The following is a 1883-nucleotide window of genomic DNA, read 5'->3' on the forward strand; positions in this document are numbered from 1 at the left end:
GCGGTGGAACATTCTGCATTGATGTTGAGTGAAAAGCGCTTTCGCGAGCAGGCTCGCTCCCACAGGTTTTGATTGCGGATATCACAAAAAAAGGCCGGTGAGCTTGTCGCCCACCGGCCTTTTCACAACGGCAAAATGCGCGTTACTGCACTTCGACCGCCAGGCTTTCGCTGATCTTCTGCTGCCAGATCGCTGGACCCGTGATGTGCACCGACTCGCCCTTGCTGTCGACCGCAACGGTCACCGGCATGTCCTTGACCTCGAACTCGTAGATCGCTTCCATCCCCAGTTCGGCGAAGGCCAGGACCTTGGATTTCTTGATCGCCTGGGCCACCAGATAGGCGGCACCGCCAACAGCCATCAGATAGACCGCCTTGTTGTCCTTGATCGCTTCGATGGCGGTCGGGCCGCGCTCGGATTTGCCGATCATGCCCAACAGGCCGGTCTGCTCGAGGATCTGGCGGGTGAACTTGTCCATCCGCGTGGCGGTGGTCGGGCCGGCCGGGCCAACCACTTCGTCGCCGACCGGGTCGACCGGGCCGACGTAGTAGATGAAGCGGCCCTTGAGGTCCACCGGCAGGGCTTCGCCCTTGTTCAGCATCTCGACCATGCGCTTGTGCGCCGCGTCGCGACCGGTGAGCATCTTGCCGTTGAGCAATACGGTTTCGCCCGGCTTCCAGCTCTGCACTTCTTCCGGGGTCAGGGTGTCAAGGTTGACGCGGCGCGCCGACGGACCGGCTTCCCAGACGATTTCCGGGTAGGCGTCCAGCGGTGGCGCTTCGAGCGAGGCCGGGCCGCTGCCGTCGAGCACGAAGTGGGCGTGACGGGTGGCGGCGCAGTTGGGGATCATGCACACCGGCAGGGAGGCGGCGTGGGTCGGGTAGTCCATGATCTTCACGTCGAGCACGGTGGTCAGGCCGCCCAGGCCCTGGGCGCCGATGCCCAGTTGGTTGACCTTCTCGAACAGTTCCAGGCGCATCTCTTCGATACGGTTCTGCGGGCCGCGAGCCTTGAGCTCGTGGATGTCGATGGATTCCATCAACACTTCCTTGGCCATGACCGCGGCTTTCTCGGCTGTGCCGCCGATGCCGATGCCGAGCATGCCCGGTGGGCACCAGCCGGCGCCCATGGTCGGAACGGTCTTGAGGACCCAGTCGACGATGGAATCGGACGGGTTGAGCATGGCCATCTTCGACTTGTTCTCGGAGCCGCCGCCCTTGGCCGCCACGTCCACTTCCACGGTGTTGCCCGGGACGATGGAGTAGTGGATGACCGCCGGCGTATTGTCCTTGGTGTTCCTGCGCGCGCCTGCCGGGTCGGCGAGGATCGATGCACGCAGAACGTTTTCCGGCAGGTTGTAGGCGCGACGCACGCCCTCGTTGATCATGTCGTCCAAGCCCATGGTTGCGCCATCCCAACGCACGTCCATGCCCACCCGCACGAACACGGTCACGATACCGGTGTCCTGGCAGATCGGCCGATGGCCGGTGGCGCACATGCGCGAGTTGATCAGGATCTGCGCCATGGAATCACGGGCCGCCGGCGATTCTTCGCGCAGGTAGGCCTCATGCATCGCCTGGATGAAATCCACGGGGTGGTAATAGGAAATGAACTGCAAAGCGTCGGCGACGCTCTGTATCAGGTCATCTTGCTTGATCACGGTCATGAGTCGCGCTCCTCTCTAAAGACGGGAACATTCAATAAGGTACCGGCCGCTTGGGTGCATCGGTCGACGGGCGGCACCTCTATAAGGCACGCCGGGCATGCTGGCGCGACGCTAAAAAGGCGCGGCAGTATATCGCAGGCAGGCAGCCTGTGGGAGCGAGCTTGCTCGCGATGGCGACCTGCGGCCTGAAGGTCAGAATCACAAAACCCGTGGCGAG

The 1883-nt window shown here is 62.9% G+C and carries 1 protein-coding gene; it reads right to left on the reverse strand.

Annotated features, from left to right (window positions below; genetic code table 11):
* Window positions 1-142 precede the first annotated feature (142 nt).
* Window positions 143-1666 carry a fumarate hydratase gene (locus ACE04F_RS07605; protein WP_486105655.1) on the reverse strand — a complete coding sequence of 508 codons (1524 nt, stop codon included), beginning with the start codon at window positions 1664-1666 and terminating at the stop codon, window positions 143-145.
* Between the last annotated feature and the right edge of the window lie 217 nt (window positions 1667-1883).

It is taken from the genome of Pseudomonas sp. AGC41, from assembly GCF_057334555.1.

Bases quoted from the DNA above. Each gene is read 5' to 3' on its own strand.
- ACE04F_RS07605 (WP_486105655.1), bottom strand. From the start codon at position 1,666: ATGACCGTGATCAAGCAAGATGACCTGATACAGAGCGTCGCCGACGCT.